The organism is Xanthobacter aminoxidans (genome assembly GCF_043193615.1).
GTDB classification, from domain to species: Bacteria; Pseudomonadota; Alphaproteobacteria; order Rhizobiales; family Xanthobacteraceae; genus Xanthobacter; species Xanthobacter aminoxidans.
Window position 1 is genome coordinate 576,412 of the sequence record NZ_JBAFUS010000003.1, and the last position, 14,970, is coordinate 591,381.

18 protein-coding genes are annotated in these 14,970 nt (G+C 69.6%); 15 read left to right on the forward strand and 3 right to left on the reverse strand.

Annotated features, from left to right (window positions below; genetic code table 11):
• Window positions 1-22: 22 nt before the first annotated feature.
• The 10 genes from ccmI (at window position 23) to V5F74_RS17905 (ending at window position 7,342) form a co-directional block, all read left to right on the forward strand.
• Window positions 23-1,174 (forward strand): c-type cytochrome biogenesis protein CcmI, encoded by a 1,152-nt coding sequence (ccmI, locus tag V5F74_RS17860; protein ID WP_029556852.1) that lies wholly within the window; start codon window positions 23-25, stop codon window positions 1,172-1,174.
• Window positions 1,171-1,650 (forward strand): cytochrome c maturation protein CcmE, encoded by a 480-nt coding sequence (ccmE, locus tag V5F74_RS17865; protein WP_029556851.1) that lies wholly within the window; start codon window positions 1,171-1,173, stop codon window positions 1,648-1,650. The genes ccmI and ccmE overlap by 4 nt, the downstream gene beginning before the upstream one ends.
• A 4-nt stretch (window positions 1,651-1,654) precedes the next feature.
• Window positions 1,655-3,643, forward strand: coding sequence for a heme lyase CcmF/NrfE family subunit (locus tag V5F74_RS17870; RefSeq protein ID WP_250165093.1), 1,989 nt, complete (start codon window positions 1,655-1,657; stop codon window positions 3,641-3,643).
• Window positions 3,644-3,646: 3 nt separating this feature from the next.
• Window positions 3,647-3,901 carry a DUF4258 domain-containing protein gene (locus tag V5F74_RS17875; RefSeq protein WP_029556849.1) on the forward strand — a complete coding sequence of 85 codons (255 nt, stop codon included), beginning with the start codon at window positions 3,647-3,649 and terminating at the stop codon, window positions 3,899-3,901.
• Window positions 3,898-4,089: a DUF2283 domain-containing protein gene (locus V5F74_RS17880; RefSeq protein WP_374251677.1), complete on the forward strand. Its 192-nt coding sequence runs from the start codon at window positions 3,898-3,900 to the stop codon at window positions 4,087-4,089. Before V5F74_RS17875 ends, V5F74_RS17880 begins: the two co-directional genes overlap by 4 nt.
• A gap of 6 nt (window positions 4,090-4,095) precedes the next feature.
• On the forward strand, window positions 4,096-4,590 hold the full coding sequence (locus V5F74_RS17885) for a cytochrome c-type biogenesis protein (protein WP_394009558.1): 495 nt from the start codon (window positions 4,096-4,098) through the stop codon (window positions 4,588-4,590).
• 68 nt (window positions 4,591-4,658) lie between these two features.
• Window positions 4,659-5,912, forward strand: a complete 1,254-nt coding sequence (gene rlmN / locus V5F74_RS17890) for a 23S rRNA (adenine(2503)-C(2))-methyltransferase RlmN (RefSeq protein ID WP_394009560.1) — start codon at window positions 4,659-4,661, stop codon at window positions 5,910-5,912.
• Window positions 5,913-5,941: 29 nt separating this feature from the next.
• Window positions 5,942-6,334, forward strand: a complete 393-nt coding sequence (locus V5F74_RS17895) for a VOC family protein (protein ID WP_250165090.1) — start codon at window positions 5,942-5,944, stop codon at window positions 6,332-6,334.
• A gap of 4 nt (window positions 6,335-6,338) precedes the next feature.
• Window positions 6,339-6,875 (forward strand): hypothetical protein, encoded by a 537-nt coding sequence (locus tag V5F74_RS17900; RefSeq protein ID WP_394009563.1) that lies wholly within the window; start codon window positions 6,339-6,341, stop codon window positions 6,873-6,875.
• Window positions 6,872-7,342 carry a hypothetical protein gene (locus V5F74_RS17905; RefSeq protein ID WP_394009565.1) on the forward strand — a complete coding sequence of 157 codons (471 nt, stop codon included), beginning with the start codon at window positions 6,872-6,874 and terminating at the stop codon, window positions 7,340-7,342. Before V5F74_RS17900 ends, V5F74_RS17905 begins: the two co-directional genes overlap by 4 nt.
• A gap of 71 nt (window positions 7,343-7,413) precedes the next feature.
• Here V5F74_RS17905 and rpmB read toward each other — a convergent pair whose 3' ends face one another.
• A complete protein-coding gene (gene rpmB, locus V5F74_RS17910; protein WP_024277232.1) occupies window positions 7,414-7,710 on the reverse strand; it encodes a 50S ribosomal protein L28 in 297 nt (98 codons plus the stop codon).
• Between the two features lie 225 nt (window positions 7,711-7,935).
• On the opposite strand from rpmB, the gene V5F74_RS17915 reads away from it, so the two are divergent.
• Window positions 7,936-8,466, forward strand: coding sequence for an RICIN domain-containing protein (locus tag V5F74_RS17915; RefSeq protein ID WP_250165087.1), 531 nt, complete (start codon window positions 7,936-7,938; stop codon window positions 8,464-8,466).
• Window positions 8,467-8,475: 9 nt separating this feature from the next.
• Here the strand turns inward: V5F74_RS17915 and V5F74_RS17920 are convergent, their stop codons facing one another.
• On the reverse strand, window positions 8,476-9,396 hold the full coding sequence (locus V5F74_RS17920; RefSeq protein ID WP_250165086.1) for a LysR family transcriptional regulator: 921 nt from the start codon (window positions 9,394-9,396) through the stop codon (window positions 8,476-8,478).
• 150 nt (window positions 9,397-9,546) lie between these two features.
• On the opposite strand from V5F74_RS17920, the gene V5F74_RS17925 reads away from it, so the two are divergent.
• From V5F74_RS17925 to mmsB, 3 genes are all read left to right on the forward strand, one after another.
• On the forward strand, window positions 9,547-11,043 hold the full coding sequence (locus V5F74_RS17925; protein ID WP_250165085.1) for a CoA-acylating methylmalonate-semialdehyde dehydrogenase: 1,497 nt from the start codon (window positions 9,547-9,549) through the stop codon (window positions 11,041-11,043).
• 111 nt (window positions 11,044-11,154) lie between these two features.
• On the forward strand, window positions 11,155-12,297 hold the full coding sequence (locus tag V5F74_RS17930) for an isobutyryl-CoA dehydrogenase (protein WP_250165084.1): 1,143 nt from the start codon (window positions 11,155-11,157) through the stop codon (window positions 12,295-12,297).
• A 190-nt stretch (window positions 12,298-12,487) separates the two neighbouring features.
• Window positions 12,488-13,387, forward strand: a complete 900-nt coding sequence (gene mmsB, locus V5F74_RS17935; protein WP_029556838.1) for a 3-hydroxyisobutyrate dehydrogenase — start codon at window positions 12,488-12,490, stop codon at window positions 13,385-13,387.
• Window positions 13,388-13,464: 77 nt separating this feature from the next.
• On the opposite strand, the gene V5F74_RS17940 is transcribed toward mmsB, so the two are convergent.
• Window positions 13,465-13,884, reverse strand: coding sequence for a DUF805 domain-containing protein (locus V5F74_RS17940; RefSeq protein ID WP_029556837.1), 420 nt, complete (start codon window positions 13,882-13,884; stop codon window positions 13,465-13,467).
• A 113-nt stretch (window positions 13,885-13,997) separates the two neighbouring features.
• On the opposite strand from V5F74_RS17940, the gene V5F74_RS17945 reads away from it, so the two are divergent.
• The gene (locus V5F74_RS17945) at window positions 13,998-14,966 is read left to right on the forward strand and encodes an alpha/beta fold hydrolase (RefSeq protein WP_051678973.1); all 969 of its coding nucleotides are present in this window, start codon (window positions 13,998-14,000) and stop codon (window positions 14,964-14,966) included.
• The last annotated feature ends 4 nt before the right edge of the window (window positions 14,967-14,970 follow it).

Sequence of the window (14,970 nt, forward strand, 5' to 3'; positions counted from 1 at the left end):
AGCCGCTAACGGCTCGCAGGTGATGATCCCACTCCCTCTGTTCACGGCCCTCGCCCTCATGACCGCCGTCGCGGCCCTCGCCGTGCTGTGGCCGCTGTCGCGCGCCCGCACCATGAAGGCGACACGGGAGGCGGACCTCGCGGTTTATCGCGACCAGCTGGCCGAGCTTGCCCGCGATGCCAAGTCCGGCCGCCTGCCCGCCGCCGAGGCGGAGGCCGCGCGCATCGAGGTGGCCCGGCGGATGCTGGCCGCCGACGCAGCGGCCGATGCCGCCTCCGCCGACCCTGCGGTCGCCGGCCGGCGCCGGCGCGCGGCAGCCATCGTGGCGCTGGTCTTCGTGCCGGTCTGTGCCGCCGCGCTCTATGCTTTCATGGGCTCGCCCGGCATCCCCGGCGCCCCCCTCGCCGAGCGCCTGTCGGCGGCGCCGGATCGCAGCGACGTCGCGATCCTGGTGCGCCGCGTGGAGGAGCACCTCCAGAAGAACCCCAATGACGGGCAGGGCTATGAAATCCTCGCCCCCATCTATCTGCGCCTTGGCCGGCCGGAGGATTCCGCCCGCGCCTACGGTGAAGCCATCCGCATCCTCGGCCCCACCGCCGAGCGCCTGTCGGCACGCGGCGACGCGCTTGTCGTGGCGGCGGACGGCCTCGTCACCGCAGACGCCGCCAAGGCCTTCGCCGCCGCGCTCGCGCTGAACCCGGACGAGCCGCGCGCCGCCTATTTCCTCGGCCTCGCCGCCGAGCAGGACGGCCGGGCGCAGGATGCGGCGCGCATCTGGAGCGAGCTGCTTGCCCGCACGCCGGCTTCGGCCCCCTACCGGCCCGTGGTGGCGGAGGCGCTGGCCCGGGTCGGCGGCACGGCTCCGCCCGCAGCCGCCTCCCCTGCGACACCGGGTCCCGGTGCCGCCGATGTCAATGCGGCCGCCCAAATGTCGCCGCAGGACCGGAACGCCATGATACGTGGCATGGTGGACCGTCTCGCCGCCCGGCTCGACAAGGAGCCGAACGACATCGACGGCTGGGAGCGGCTGATCCGCGCCTACGGCGTGCTCGGCGACAAGGACAAGGCGGACGCCGCACTCAAGACGGCGCGCGCCGCCTTCAAGGACGATCCGGCGGCCCTCGCCCGTCTCGACGCGGCGGAGAAGGCCCTGCCGACAGGAGGAAAAGGATGACGCGCAAGCAGCGCAGGCTGATCCTCATCGGCGCCGGACTCGGCGTGCTCGCGCTCGCCGCCGGCCTCATCCTCTCGGCGCTCAACGACACCATCGTCTTCTTCCGCACCCCCACCGAGGTGGCGCAGAAGCAGGTGACGCCGGGCGCCCGCCTCAGACTCGGCGGGCTGGTGGAGACCGGCAGCGTGGTGAAGGCCGGCACGCTCACCACCTTCTCCATCACCGACGGCAACGCCGCGGTGAAGGTCGCCTATCAGGGCATCCTGCCGGACCTGTTCCGCGAGGGTCAGGGTGTGGTGGCCGAGGGCGCGTTGCAGCCGGACGGCCAGTTCAAGGCCGACAGCGTGCTCGCCAAGCACGACGAGAAATACATGCCCCGCGAGGTCGCCGACGCGCTGAAGCAGCAGGGTCTGTGGAAGGACGGCGCGCCCGCGCCGGGCGCCGCTTCCCCCTCAACCCGCCAGCCCGGGAGCTGAGGCCATGATCGCCGAGATCGGACAATACGCCCTCGCCCTCGCCTTCGCGCTGGCCCTCGCGCAGGTGATCCTGCCCGGCTGGGGCGCGACGCGGGGCGATGCGGTGCTGATGGGGTCGGCAGGGCCGATCGCCCTCGCGCTGTTCGGCTTCGTCGCCTTCGCGTTCGGCGCGCTGGTGCAGCTCTACGTCACCTCCGACTTTACGGTGGTGAACGTGGTGGAGAATTCCCACTCCCAGATGCCGCTCATCTACCGCGTGACCTCCACCTGGGGGAATCACGAAGGTTCCATGCTGCTGTGGGTCTTCGTGCTCGCCATCTTCGGCGCGCTGGTGGTGGTGTTCGGTGCCAACCTGCCGGACCGGCTGAAGGCGCTGGTGCTGTCGGTGCAGGGCGCCGTGGCGTCGGCCTTCCTCTCCTTCATCCTGTTCACCTCCAACCCGTTCGCGCGCATCGTGCCGCCGCCGGCCGAGGGGCGCAGCCTCAACCCCATCCTCCAGGACCCCGGCCTCGCCATCCACCCGCCGTTGCTCTATCTCGGCTATGTGGGGCTCTCCATCTCCTTCTCCTTCGCCATCGCGGCGCTGATCGAGGGGCGGATCGACGCCGCCTGGGCGCGCTGGGTGCGGCCGTGGACACTGGCGGCCTGGGTATTCCTCACGCTGGGCATCGCGGTCGGCTCCTACTGGGCCTATTACGAATTGGGCTGGGGCGGCTGGTGGTTCTGGGACCCGGTGGAAAACGCCTCCCTCATGCCGTGGCTCGCCGCCACCGCGCTCTTGCATTCCGCCGTGGTGATGGAAAAGCGCGACGCGCTGAAGGTGTGGACCATCCTCCTCGCCATCCTCGCCTTCTCGCTGTCGCTGGTGGGCACCTTCCTGGTGCGCTCGGGCGTGCTGACCTCCGTGCATGCGTTCGCCACCGATCCGGCGCGCGGCGTGTTCATCCTCGGCATCCTCACCTTCTTCATCGCCGGCGGGCTCGCGCTGTTCGCCTTCCGCGCGTCCGAGCTGAAGCAGGGCGGCCTGTTCGCGCCCATCTCGCGGGAGGGGGCGCTGGTGTTCAACAACCTGTTCCTCACCGCAGCGGCGGCGGCGGTGCTGGTGGGAACGCTCTATCCGCTGGCGCTTGAAGCCTTCACCGGCGCCAAGATCACGGTCGGCCCGCCCTACTTCAATCTGGTATTCGGCGGACTGATGCTGCCCCTCATCTTCGCCATGCCGTTCGGCCCGCTGCTGGCCTGGAAGCGGGGCGACATCCTGGGCGCGGCGCAGCGGCTGATGCTCGCCGCCGGCCTCGCCATCGTGGCGGCAGTGGTGACGGCGGCGGCGACCACCGGCGGCCCGGTGCTGGCGCCGCTGGCGGTGGGCCTTGCCGCCTTCATCATGCTCGGCGCCCTGACCGACCTCGCCGAACGTGCCGGCCTCGGCCGGGTGGGGGCGAAGGTGGCTCTGGCCCGGCTCGCCGGCGTGCCCCGCTCGGCCTATGGTACGGCCATCGCCCATTTCGGCGTGGGCGTGTGCCTGCTCGGCATCGTCTGCGAGACCTCATGGAGCCTTGAGAAGATCGCCGCGGTGAAGCTGGGCGACACCATCACCATCGGCTCGCGCACCCTCACCCTCGACCGGCTGGAAAACCGCACCGGGCCGAACTTCCGCGCCCGCACCGCCGTGTTCTCCATCCGCGACGGCGGCGTCCCGGAAGGCACCGTCGAAGCCTCCCGCCGCACCTTCGCCGCGCGGCAGATGGCAACCACCGAGGCGGGCCTGCGCACCTTCGGCTTCAGCCAGCTCTATGTGAGCATGGCCGAGGAAGCCGCCGACGGCCACGTCTCCGTCCGCGCCACCTTCAAGCCGTTCGTGACGCTGATCTGGCTCGGCGCGGTGGTGATGGCGCTGGGCGGCGTGCTCTCCCTCGCCGACCGGCGCCTGAGGGTCGGCGCACCACGCCCGGCGGCGAAGAAGCAGCGGCAAGCCGTGGCGCCGGCGGAGTAGGCTGTGGCGCCGCGCATACGGCTCGCGCAGCATGCCGAGGTGGTCATGCGCGAGCGCGATATCGCCTCCGCGTGGATCGAGCGAACCCTCGCCGCGCCGGACTGGGATGTGGAGGATCCAAACGATCCCACGCTGCGGCGCTCCTATGCCGCCATTGCCGAGCGCGGCGGCCGCATCCTGCGCGTGGTATATCGACCCGACGAGACGGACATCTTCGTTGTGACCGTCTTTTTCGACCGCGGAGCGCGACGGCCATGAAAGTGGACTACGATAAAGAGACGGACGCCATGTTCGTCCGCTTTGCCACGGGCGCCATCGTGGAGAGCGAGGAAGTCTCGCCCGGCATTGTCCTCGATTTCGATGCCGAAGGGCGGATCGTGGCCATGGAAGTGCTCGACGCGCGCAAGCGGCTTGCGCCCGGCGCCGTCCCCACGGCGGCGGAGTAGACGGGTATGGCACGGAACACGCGCACGCGCCTCGCCTCCTTCCTCCTCCTGCTCGCCCTCGGCGCCCCGGCCTTCGCCGTGCAGCCGGACGAGGTGCTGGGCGATCCGGTGATGGAGAGCCGGGCGCGGACCATTTCGGCGGAACTGCGCTGCATGGTCTGCCAGAACCAGTCCATCGACGATTCCGACGCCCCGCTGGCCAAAGACCTGCGCATCATCGTGCGCGAGCGGCTGAAGGCGGGCGACAGCGACAGCCAGGTGCTGGACTTCATGGTGGCCCGCTACGGCGAGTTCGTGCTGCTCCGCCCGCGCATGTCCTGGCGCAACGCGCTTTTATGGGGCGCGCCGATCCTTGTGCTGCTGCTGGGCGGCTTCGGCGCCATCCTCGCCATGCGCCGCCGCAGCGCCGCGCCCCCGGCGCCGCGCCTTTCGGCGGCCGAGGAGGCCCGGCTGAAGGCGCTGCTCGCCGAGGGCGACGGGGCCGGCCCGACCAAGCCCTGAGGCGGACGCGGGACGGCTCCCGCATTCTTCCCGTGGAAAGGTGGGCCGCGAGGGATTATGTGTGGCGGATGATGCCCACGTCCGAAACCATGCCTGAAGCCACGCTCACGCCTGAAACCGCCATGCCCACCATGGCTCCCGAGGCCGCGCCGGCGCCTGCGCGCGCGTCCCTCGTCGGCCTCGACCGGGACAAGCTGGGCGACGCGCTCGACGCCATCGGCGTGAAGGGCTCGGAGCGGCGCATGCGCGTCAACCAGCTCTGGCACTGGATCTACCTGCGCGGCGCCCTGGACTTCTCGGAGATGACCAACGTCTCCAAGCACCTGCGCGCGCGGCTGGAGGAGGCCTACACCCTCGCCCGCCCCGAGATCGTGGCCGAGCAGGTCTCGCAGGACGGCACCCGCAAGTGGCTGCTGCGCTTCCCGGCCGATCATCCCGGCGAGCGGCCACACGACATCGAGACGGTCTATATCCCCGAGAGCGACCGCGGCACGCTGTGCGTCTCCTCGCAGGTGGGCTGCACGCTCAACTGCTCCTTCTGCCACACCGGCACCCAGCGCCTGGTGCGCAACCTCACCGCGGCAGAGATCGTGGCGCAGGTGATGGTGGCCCGTGACCGGCTGGGCGACTATCCCGGCCGCGAGCGTGCCGTCGGCCCCGGCCTGCCCACCGAGGGCGACCGGCTCGTCACCAACATCGTCTTCATGGGCATGGGCGAGCCGCTCTATGCCTATGACAGCGTGAAGGAATCCATCGAGACCCTCTCGGACGGCGACGGCCTCGGCCTCGGCAAACGGCGCATCACCGTCTCCACCTCCGGCGTGGTGCCGGAGATCGAGCGGCTGGGCTCCGAGGTCGGCCCCATGCTCGCCATCTCGCTGCACGCGGTGCGCGACGATCTGCGCGACGTGCTGGTGCCCATCAACAAGAAATACCCCATCAGGGAGCTGATGGAGGCCTGCCGCACCTACCCGGCCGCCTCCAACGCCAAGCGCATCACCTTCGAATACGTGATGCTGAAGGGCGTGAACGACTCGCCAGCCGACGCCCGCGCGCTGGTGAAGCTGCTGGAAGGCGTGCCGGCCAAGATCAACCTCATCCCGTTCAATCCCTGGCCCGGCACGCAATATGAGTGCTCGGACTGGGAGACCATCGAGCGCTTCTCGGACATCGTGTTCCGCGCCGGCTATGCGAGCCCCGTGCGCACGCCGCGCGGACGCGACATCCTCGCCGCCTGCGGCCAGCTCAAGAGCGAGAGCGAGAAGCTCACCGCCCGCGAGCGCCTTGCCTATCGCGCCATGATGGCCCAGGCAGAGGATTAGCCCCCCACCCCTTTCCGGAGACGCGTGCCATGCTCGACCATGTGGGGATCTCGGTGCGCGACGTGTCGCGCTCCCGCGCCTTCTACCTCGCGGCGCTGGCGCCCCTTGGCTACGGCATCCTCATGGAGGCGAGCCCGCCGGGCGGGCATACCTATATCGGCTTCGGCGTGATCGGCTCCGGCAAGCCGGACTTCTGGATCGGCGATGCGCCGGTCGCCACCGGGCACCTGCATCTGGCCTTTGCAGCGAAAGACCGCGCGGTAGTGGACGCCTTCTACGCCGCCGCCATGGCCGCCGGTGCGCGGGACAATGGCGCACCGGGCCTGCGCCCGCACTATCATCCCAATTATTACGGGGCCTTCGTGTTCGACCCGGACGGGCTGAACGTGGAAGCCGTCTGCCACATGCCCGAGACCGCCTGAACCCATGGACAACCTCGTCCGCCTGCTGCTGCGCTTCGTTCTGGTACCGCTCGGCTATTTCGCGTCGGTGATCGCCGGGGCGTGCGTGATCCTCATAGGCGAATGGCGCATCGGCACGCTGTTCAGCGCCGACGATCCCAATATACGGGCGTGGGGCATCATCATCGCCATCGTCACCACTGTCGTGGTGCTGTTCCTGCTGCTGATGCTCATGTGGCTGGTGGCGGCGGTGGGCATCCTGTTCTCGGAGGCCTTCGCCATCCGCTCGTGGATGTTCCACGTCGCCAACGGCGTGGTCTCGGCCTGGATCGGCGCCCAGCTCTTCTCGCCCAGCGATGGCGCACCGGCGGTGGCGGGCGATCCCTTCTATGTGGTGGCGGCGGGCCTTGCCGGCGGGCTCGCCTATTGGCTGGTGGCGGGCTCCACGGCGGGCTTCTTCAAGCCCATCCTGCGCTCCCCCGCCGAGCGGGCCGGCGCCCTGCCCCCGCCGCCGCACCGGCCGGACCTGTCGCCGCCGTCCCCTGAGTCGCCCCCCAGATGAGCCCCGCCGCCGACGCCCCCGGTGCGGCCCGGCGCACGGGTCGTCTGGCGTTGGCCTATCTCGCGTCCGTCCTCGTCACCGTAAGCCTGCTGCCGCTCGTGGGCGCCGCCATGGACCGCGTGGCGCCCGCGCCCGGCGCGTCCGAGGGGCTGGCGCTGTATTATGGCGTGGCGATCGCGTCCGCCGGTTTCGCCTACCTGCTGGCGGCCGTGTGCGGACTTGCGCCGGCGTTGGTGTGGATGGCCATCTCGGAGCGGAAAAGCCTGCGCCACCCGCTGGCTCATGTGGCGGCCGGCGCGATCTGGGCCGCGGCAGGCTGGCTGGGCTTCTCCCTCGTCACCGATTCTCTCGGCGATCCGCTGCTGGCGCGGGTGACGATGGACCTCCTCATCGCCGGGGCCGGCGGCGGCCTTGCCTATTGGGCCGTGGCCGGGCGCAACGCGGGCGGCGGCACGCCCCTTCCCTGAGGAGCGCACCCACGACGAAAAACCGCGGACGTTGCCGTCCGCGGTTCAAAACGTCTCGGAAAGCCGAAAGCTCAGGCCGCGGCAGCGGCCGCAACGGCCTTGGCGATCTGGCGCTTGAGGTCGAGGGCGACGGGAGACAGCTCCTCGTCGCGGGCCTTGGCGAGGAAGGCGTCGAGACCACCGCGGTGGTCCACGCTCTTCAGCGCATTGGCGCTGACGCGCAGGCGCACGGAACGCTTCAGCGTCTCGCTCTCCAGCGTCACGTTGCACAGGTTCGGCAGGAACCGGCGCTTGGTCTTGCGGTTCGAGTGGCTCACGAGGTTGCCGCTCTGAACCCCCTTGCCGGTCAGGTCACACCGCCGGGACATGGCGAAAGTCCTTTTTTCTTCGTATGGCGCGGGGAACGCGTCGGGGCCAGAAGACCCGCGTGCACTCACCCGCTCTATCGGGAAGCGGCTCGTATAGGGGGAGAGGGGGAGCCAGTCAAGGTGCGGAGCATATTGCGCCCGCCCGCCCCCTGCTGTGAGAATGACGTTACGGTCAGGCTCGACGGGGAACAAGGGTCGGGCTTCACGGCCGGGATGGGGGATTTCATGAAGTTCGGAAACTGGCTGTTCGCCGCCGCTCTGTCGACGGCGGGGATTTTCTGCGCGGGCGAGGTAAGCGCGCAGGGCAGGTTCATCGTCAACCAGCTCTCGGGCAAGTGCATCGATGTCTCGGGTGCACCCGGCGTCAAGAACGGCTCCCCGCTGATCCTTTATACCTGCGAGTTCTCCGCGCTGAACCCCAACGGGTCGCCCACCGACCAGATGTGGGAAATCCTGCCCCAGGGCTTCATCCGCAACGCCCTCTCCGGCAAGTGCATCGACGTGCCCGGCGCCCCCGGCATCAAGGCCGGCACGGCGCTGATCCTTTATGATTGCGAGATGTCGGGGCGGAACCCCAATGGCTCGACCACCGACCAGCAGTGGCAGTTCACCAAAGAGGGTCTGATCCGCCACAAGCTGTCCGGCCTGTGTCTCGATGTGCGCGGCACCCCAGCCACTGCCAACGGCGCGCCCCTCCAGCTCGCGCCGTGCGAGGTGGCCGGAGGGCCGTCCGACCAATACTGGCGCCTGAAGTAGCGCCCGCTTTCAGCCCGGCATCAGCACGCCCCTGCCCTTCTGCGCCGCCTCGGCGATGAAGTCGGCGGCCACGCGGATGCGGGCGAGGTCGCGCGTGTCGGCGTGGGTGAGGAGCCAGAAGGTGCGCGTGAGGCCCACCTCCGTGGGCAGGATGGGCACCAGCCCTTCCGGCCCCTCGCCTGCGAACAGGTCGGCCATGAAGCAGGGCAGCACGCACACGCCGGCACCCGCGCGCGTCGCCGTCATCTGGGCGACGAGGCTGGAGCTTTTCAGCCGCACCCTGAGGTCCTTGGCCACCAGCGGCACGTAATCCAGCTCGGGCGCATAGATCAGGTCGTCCACATAGCCGATGAAACGGTGGCGCTGGAGCGCGGCGCGGCTGTCGATGGCGCCATGCTTCTCCAGATAGGCGCGGGCGGCATAGAGGCCGAGCCGATAGTCCGTGAGCTTCCTCGCATGGAGCCGCCCCTCCTTCGGCCGGGACAGCGAGATGGCGATGTCCGCCTCGCGCTTCGACAGGGAGAACAAGCGCGGCATGGCGAGGAGCTGGATGTCCAGCTCCGGGTGCAGATCCGAAAGCGCCCCGATGCGCGGGGCGAGGAAGAAGGTGCCGAAGCCATCCGGCGCCCCGATCCGCACCGTGCCGGAGACGCCGAGGTCCGATCCGGCGATCTCGCCCTGCGCGGAAAGCGCCAGCGTCTCCATGCCTTCGGCGGCGGCGAGCAGGCGATCCCCGGCGGCGGTCAGCGCATAGCCATGGGGGCGCCGGTCGAACAGCTTCGCCCCCAGTGCCGTCTCCAGCGCGGCGATGCGCCGGCTTACGGTGGAGTGCTCCACCTTCAGCCGCGCCGCCGCCACCGTGAGCCGCCCGGCCCGCGCCACCGCGAGGAAGAAGGTGAGGTCGGACCACTCGAAATCGCCGCCGGGCATGGCTCTCAGGACTGTGAAAGGGCGCACATCAATGGTGCGGAGATTGCCGTAGCTGTGCACAAAAAGATAGGGCAGTGTGCCGGCCAACGAACGTCGTCCCAAAACGGCGTCCCTCGTCTGGAAACGTTTTTCCCAAGAAGGAACCGCATCATGCGCGAGATTGGCCATTTCATCGGCGGCAAGCACGTTGCCGGCACGTCCGGGCGCTTCGCCGACGTCTACCAGCCCATGACGGGCGATGTGGTCGGCCACGTGGCCCTCGCCTCCAAGGACGAGCTGAACGCCGCCGTAGCCAACGCCAAGGCCGCGCAGCCCGCCTGGGCCGCCACCAATCCCCAGCGCCGCGCCCGCGTGCTGATGAAGTTCCTGGAGCTGGTGCACCGCGACTACGACATGCTGGCGGATCTGCTCGCCCGCGAGCACGGCAAGACTGTTCCCGACGCCCGCGGCGACATCCAGCGCGGCCTTGAGGTGATCGAGTTCGCCATCGGCATCCCGCACCTGATGAAGGGCGATTTCTCCGACAGCGCCGGCCCGGGCATCGACATCTATTCCATGCGCCAGCCGCTGGGCGTGGTGGCCGGCATCACGCCGTTCAACTTCCCGGCCATGATCCCCATGTGGAAGTTCGGCCCGGCCATCGCCTGCGGTAACGCCTTCATCCTGAAGCCGTCCGAGCGCGATCCCGGCGTACCCATGCACCTCGCCGAGCTGATGCTGGAAGCCGGCCTGCCCCCCGGCATCCTCAATGTGGTGAACGGCGACAAGGAGGCCGTGGACGGCCTTCTCGACCATCCCGATGTCCACGCCATCGGCTTCGTCGGCTCGTCCAATATCGCCCAGTACATCTATGCCCGCGGCGCGGCCAACGGGAAGCGCATCCAGGGCTTCGGCGGCGCCAAGAACCACATGATCATCATGCCCGACGCGGACATGGACCAGGCCGTGGACGCCCTCATCGGCGCCGGCTACGGCTCCGCCGGCGAGCGCTGCATGGCCATCTCCGTGGCGGTTCCGGTGGGCCCCGAGGCGGCCGACAAGCTGCTGGAGAAGCTCGTTCCCCGTGTCGAGAACCTGAAGATCGGCCCGTCCACCGACGGCTCCGCCGACTTCGGCCCCCTCGTCACCCGCGAGGCGCTGGAGCGCGTGCGCGGCTATGTGGACCTCGGCGTCCAGGAGGGCGCAAAGCTGCTGGTGGATGGCCGCGGCTTCAAGATGCAGGGCTATGAGAACGGCTTCTACATGGGCGGCTGCCTGTTCGACCATGTGACCGCCGACATGCGCATCTACAAGGAAGAGATCTTCGGCCCCGTGCTCTCCGTGGTGCGCGCGCCGGACTACAAGGAGGCCCTGCGCCTTCCCACCGAGCATGAGTATGGCAACGGCGTCGCCATCTTCACCCGCGACGGCGATGCCGCCCGTGACTTCGCCTCCAAGGTGAACGTGGGCATGGTGGGCATCAACGTGCCGATCCCGGTGCCGCTCGCCTACCACACCTTCGGCGGCTGGAAGCGCTCCGGCTTCGGCGACCTGAACCAGCACGGCCCGGACGGCGTGCGCTTCTACACCAAGACCAAGACCGTGACCTCCCGCTGGCCCTCGGGCATCAAGGACGGCGCGGACTTCGTGATCCCCACCATGGGCTGACACGCCGGATCGGCCGCTCCGTCCTCAGGGCGGGGCGGCTCTGGCATCGGCGGGTCCGTCGGGCGCATATCTCGGCGGGCACTGGATGGCTCGCACGAAGGCGCCCCCTACATGTTCACGCTCTCCGAGGACCAGATCGCCATCCGGGACATGGCGCGCGATTTCGCCAATGAGCAGATCGCGCCCTATGCCGTGGAGTGGGACGAGAAGAAGCACTTCCCCGTCGAGCAGTTGCGCGCTGCCGCCGCGCTCGGCATGGGCGGCATCTATGTGCGGGAGGACGTGGGCGGCTCCGGCCTCACCCGCCTCGATGCGGCGCTCATCTTCGAGCAGCTCGCCACCGGCTGCCCCGGCACCTCGGCCTATCTCTCCATCCACAACATGTCGACCTGGATGATCGACCGCTTCGGCGACGACACCCAGCGCAGGCAATGGGTGCCGCGCCTCGCCTCGATGGAGCATTTCGCCTCCTACTGCCTCACCGAGCCCGGCGCGGGATCGGACGCGGCGGCGCTGAAGACGAAGGCGGTGCGGAACGGCGACCATTACATCGTCGACGGCCAGAAGCAGTTCATCTCCGGCGCCGGCTCCGCCGACATCTATGTGGTGATGGTGCGCACCGGCGGCGACGGGCCGAAGGGCATCTCCACCCTCGTCATCGAGGCGGGCGCGCCGGGCCTCTCCTTCGGCGCCAATGAGCGCAAGATGGGCTGGAACGTGCAGCCCACCCGCACCGTCACCTTCGAGGGCGTGCGCGTGCCGGTGGAGAACCGGCTGGGCGAGGAAGGCGAGGGCTTCAGGATCGCCATGGCCGGGCTCGACGGCGGCCGGCTGAACATCGGCGCCTGCTCGCTGGGCGGGGCGCAGGCGGCGCTGGAAAAGGCGCTGTCCTACATGCGCGAGCGCAAGGCGTTCGGAAAGCGCCTCGACGAGTTCCAGGCGCTGCAATTCCGCCTCGCCGACATGGCGACCGAGCTGGAATGCGCCCGCACCTTCCTGTGGCGCGCGGCGTCCGCGCTGGATGCCAAGGCGCCGGACGCGACGCAGCTCTGCGCCATGGCCAAGCGCATCGCCACCGATCGCGGCTTCGAGGTGGCCAACGATGCCCTGCAGATGCACGGCGGCTACGGCTACCTCGCCGACTATGGCATCGAGAAGATCGTGCGCGACCTCAGGGTTCACCAGATTCTCGAAGGCACCAACGAGATCATGCGCCTCATCGTCGCCCGCGCGCTGATCGCGCAGGGGAACTGAGGGCGCGTCTTACGCGCGGCGTCTGCGGTCATGCCCGGGCTTGTCCCGGGCATCCACGTGGAGAGGCCGGGCGCCCCGTCTGCGGTCGTGCAGGCGGCACGACGTGGATGCCCGGGACAAGCCCGGCCATGACGGCGGCGAAAACCATCGATAGCTGCACCGGCGGCACCCAATTCGGGAGGAAACCATCATGGCCACCATCGCATTCATCGGCCTCGGCAACATGGGCGGGCCCATGGCCGCCAACCTCGTGAAGGCCGGCCACACTGTCACCGGCTTCGACCTCGTGCCGGCCGCGCTGGAGGCGGCGAAGGCCAAGGGCGTCGCCATCGCCGACAGCGCCAAAGCGGCGGTGGCGTCCGCCGACGCGGTCGTCACCATGCTGCCCTCCGGCAAGCATGTGGTGGGCGCCACCACCGGCGCGGACGGCCTGTTCGCGGCGGCGAAGCCCGGCACGCTCTTCATCGACTCTTCCACCATCGATGTCGCCTCCGCCCGCGCCTTCCACGAGGCGGCCAAGGCGGCGGGTCACGCGAGCGTAGATGCGCCGGTCTCCGGCGGTGTCGGCGGGGCGGAAGCGGGCACGCTGACCTTCATGGTGGGCGGCACGGACGAGGCGTTCGCGGCGGCGAAGCCCATCCTGGAACTGATGGGCAAGAAGATCGTCCATTGCGGCGGCGCCGGCGCGGGCCAGGCGGCGAAGATCTGCAACAACATGATCCTCGGCATCTCGATGATCGCGGCCTCGGAAGCCTTCGTGCTGGCCGAGAAGCTGGGCCTCTCCCATCAGGCGCTGTTCGACGTGGCCTCCACATCTTCCGGTCAGTGCTGGTCCATCAACACCTATTGCCCCGTGCCCGGCCCGGTGCCGACCAGCCCCGCCAATCGCAACTATGTGCCGGGCTTTGCCGCCGCGCTGATGCTGAAGGACCTGAAGCTCTCGCAGGAAGCCGCCGAGACGGCCGGCGCCGCCACCGCGCTGGGCGCCGCGGCGACCGCCCTCTACACCGCCTTCGCGGCGGAGGGGAACGAGGGCAAGGATTTCTCCGGCATCATCGAGTGGATCCGCACGCGAGCGGACGAGACCTGAGCCCGAGCGATCGACGCACAGACATGAAAAAGGCCCGCCGCAGGATGCGCGCGGGCCTTTTTGATTGGGCGCGAGGCTTACCGCGCCGGCAGCAGCGGCGGCCCGTAGACATTGGGCTCGCGCTGGGAGGGCTGCACCCACCAGAACAGGAGCACGAAGAAGCCGAACGGGATGAACAGGATCAGGAACCACCAGCCGGTGCGGCCGATATCGTGCAGCCGCCGCACGGCCACCGCCAGCGAGGGCAGGATCAGGCCGAGGTGGACGACGGTCGAAAGCCAGTTGGGCCCGGCAAAGAAATACCACGCATCGATCTGGCCACCGCTGACCTGCGTCGCGGTGATGGACCCGGCGAGCAGCATGGTGCCGATGACGAAGGCCGCGATCTCCGTCAGCAGGGTGAATACCCAGAACCACCAGAATTCGCTGCGGGGCGCCCGTCCCTGAAAGCCGGCATATTGGCTGAGGCAGCTGCGAACGGCTTGCGTGAATGTCATGGCCCCTCCTCGCGCGCCGTGACCCTGCGGCTGCGCCGGGCTACCTATAGCGGAAGCGTCCGCGCGCGGCCAACCGGGCCGGCGGTCGCCGGGCCGGAGCCGCGGGGGACTTCATGGACCTGATCTTTGCGCTTATCGCCGGCGCGGCCGTGCTGGCGCTGGCCGTGGTGGTCGCCCGAAGGTTCAGAGTGTTCCACCGGCAGGCGCTCGCGCGCGTCGCCGCCGGCAGCGAGATGGCCGCGCTTCCGAGCGGCGCCGTGGAGTATGCCGACCGGGGCGCGGGGCCGGTTCTGCTCTCCATCCATGGCGCGGGCGGCGGGTTCGACCATGGCCTGTTCTTCGCCGACGAACTGATGGGCGGCGGCTTCCGCCTCATCTCGCCCTCGCGCTTCGGCTATCTCCGCACCGGCACGCCCGCCGCAGCGGTGGATGCGCCGGACGGCGGCATCGCCGCGCAGGCGGATGCCCATGCCGACTTGCTCGACCATCTCGGCCTCGACAAGGTGATCGTGATGGGCCTGTCGGCCGGCGCGCGGTCAGCGGCGGCACTGGCCGTGCGCCATCCCGAGAAGGTCCGCGCATTGGTGCTGCTGGTGCCCGCGCTCGACGCCCCGCACAGCCCGGTGGCGACAGACCCCACCGGGGGAAGCCGCCTCGCCTTCGCCATCGTGAAGGCCGGGGGCGATTTCTTCTGGTGGCTCATCGGCGCCCTCGGCCCCTCGATGGTGATCCGCTTCGTGGGCGTGCGGCCTGCGCTCCTGAAGGAGGCGGGGGAGAGCGAGCGGGCGCGGGTGCTGAAGATCGCCGCCGCCATCGCGCCGGTGTCCGAGCGCGCGGCCGGCATCCGTCTCGACAGCGCCTGCCCGCACCCGGTGCTGCCGCTGGAGCGCATCACCGCGCCCACCCTCATCGTCTCGGCGCGGGATGATCTCTTCAACACGTTGCCGGCGGCGGAGGTGGCGGCGGCGCGCATCCCCGGCGCGCGGCTCATTGCCTACGACACCGGCGGCCATCTGCTGGTGGGGCGGGCCACGCAGACACGCGCGGCGGTGCGCGCATTTCTCGATGAAGTCGCGCCGTGAAGAG